Raw genomic sequence first — 2,160 nt, forward strand, 5'->3', positions numbered from 1 at the left:
TGTTGACGACGGTTGAAAGTCCGGCCAGTCGCGACGGTTGAAAAGTAGGCCACCCGATCAGATTGGATGGGTGATCTCCTTGGAAGACTGGGCGTTGATCCGGCATCTTCACCGCAGTGAGGGTTTGTCGCAGCGGGCCATCGCGCGGCAACTCGGCATCGCACGTGACACCGTGGCCGGTGCGCTGGCCTGCGATGGGCCACCGAAGTACGAGCGGGCCTCGTCGCCGTCGGCGATCGACGCCGTGGAGCCCGGGATTCGGGCCTTGTTATCGACGTATCCGCAGCTGCCGGCGACGGTGCTCGCTGAGCGGGTCGGCTGGACGGGTTCGATCTCGTGGTTTCGGGAGCGGGTCCGGGCGATCCGCCCGGAGTATCTGCCCGCCGATCCGGTCGACCGGCTGGCGCATCCGCCGGGGCGGGTGGTGCAGTGCGACCTGTGGTTCCCGGCACCCAGGATCGCGGTCGGGTTCGGCCAGGAGGCGATGCTGCCGGTGTTGGTGATGGTGGCCGCGTTCTCCCGGTTCATCGCCGCGGTGATGCTGCCCTCACGTCAGACGATGGATTTGGTGGCCGGGATGTGGCAGCTGCTCTCGGGCAGTTTCGCTGCGATACCGCATGAGTTGTGGTGGGACAACGAGGCCGGGATAGGACGCCGGGGTCGGTTGACCGATCCGGTCACCGCGCTGATGGGTACGCTGGGTTCGCGGCTGGTGCAGCTCAAACCCTATGATCCCGAATCCAAGGGGATGGTCGAGCGAGCCAACCGGTACTTGGAGACCTCATTTTTGCCCGGGCGCAGCTTCACCTCACCCGATGACTTCAATGATCAACTGGGGCAATGGCTTCCGGTCGCGAACAGGCGTCGGGTGCGGGTACTGGATGGTCGTCCGGTCGACTTCCTCGACGCCGACCGTGCCCAGATGCTGGCACTGCCACCGGTGTCGCCGACCGTCGAGACAGTGACTTCGGTGCGGCTGGGACGCGACTACTACGTGCGGGTGGCCGGCAACGACTACTCCGTCGATCCGAATGCGATCGGCCAACTCGTCGACGTGAGCACCACCTTGACTCAGGTGAGAGTGAGTAGGGCCGGGCGCCTGTTGGCGACCCATGGCCGCTGTTGGGCGGCGCGACAAACCCTGACCGACCCGGCCCACGTTGCGACCGCCGCGGCGTTGCGTCACCAGTTCCAAGCCGGCCCGCCGTCGGTGGTCGGTGATCAGCTGGTGCGCGACCTGAGCGACTACGACCGTGCTTTCGGTGTCGACTTCACCACTGCCGCAGTCACGTCCAGTGATGAGGTGGCCTGAGCATGGCCGAGGATCCGATGAAGGCCGTCCTGCACTACGCGCAAGCGCTCAAAGCGCCACGTATCCGCGACTCGGCCGCCCGACTGGCCGCCCAAGCCCGTGATGCCAGCTGGACTCACGAAGAGTATCTCGCGGCGGTGCTTTCCCGGGAGGTCGCCGCGCGTGAAGCCTCCGGTGCGGCGACCCGTATCCGCTCGGCAGGGTTTCCGACCCGCAAGTCGTTGGAGGACTTCAACTTCGATCACCAACCCGCTCTCAACCGGGACATGATCGCCCACCTGGGCACCGGCGCGTTCCTGGCCAAGACCCGCAACATTGTGCTGTTGGGGCCGCCGGGCACCGGCAAGACCCACCTGGCCATCGGGTTGGCCATCAAAGCCGCCCAGACCGGGCACCGCATCGCATTCGCTACCGCGGTGGACTGGGTCGCCCGACTCAAGGCCGCCCACAATGCCGGGCGACTACCCGCCGAGCTGGCCAAGCTGCGCCGGATCGGGCTGCTCGTCGTCGACGAGGTCGGCTACATCCCCTTCGAGCAGGACGCCGCGAACCTGTTCTTCCAACTGGTCTCCAGCCGCTACGAACACGCCTCGCTGATCCTGACCTCAAACCTGCCCTTCGCCCGTTGGGGCGACGTATTCGGCGACCAAGTCGTCGCGGCCGCGATGATCGACCGCATCGTGCACCACGCCGACGTCCTGACCCTCAAAGGTTCCAGCTACAGGCTCAAGGACACTGGGATCGACACCTTGCCCTCCGCCAGAGCCGACAACACGGCACAATAACCACGACCACGTGGCCTACTTTTCAACCGTCGCTTCTGGCCTAGTTTTCGACCGTCGTCAACA

The 2,160-nt window shown here is 65.6% G+C and carries 2 protein-coding genes; both read left to right on the forward strand.

Annotation, left to right across the window (positions count from 1 at the left end; all coding sequences use genetic code 11):
* The first annotated feature begins 70 nt into the window (after nt 1-70).
* Nucleotides 71-1,312: an IS21 family transposase gene (gene istA / locus AU195_RS22605; protein ID WP_013470988.1), complete on the forward strand. Its 1,242-nt coding sequence runs from the start codon at nt 71-73 to the stop codon at nt 1,310-1,312.
* A 2-nt stretch (nt 1,313-1,314) separates the two neighbouring features.
* Nucleotides 1,315-2,097 carry an IS21-like element helper ATPase IstB gene (gene istB / locus AU195_RS22610; RefSeq protein WP_172800689.1) on the forward strand — a complete coding sequence of 261 codons (783 nt, stop codon included), beginning with the start codon at nt 1,315-1,317 and terminating at the stop codon, nt 2,095-2,097.
* Nucleotides 2,098-2,160: the final 63 nt, after the last annotated feature.

This window comes from Mycobacterium sp. IS-1496 (assembly GCF_001499995.1).
Classification (GTDB): Bacteria; Actinomycetota; Actinomycetes; order Mycobacteriales; family Mycobacteriaceae; genus Mycobacterium.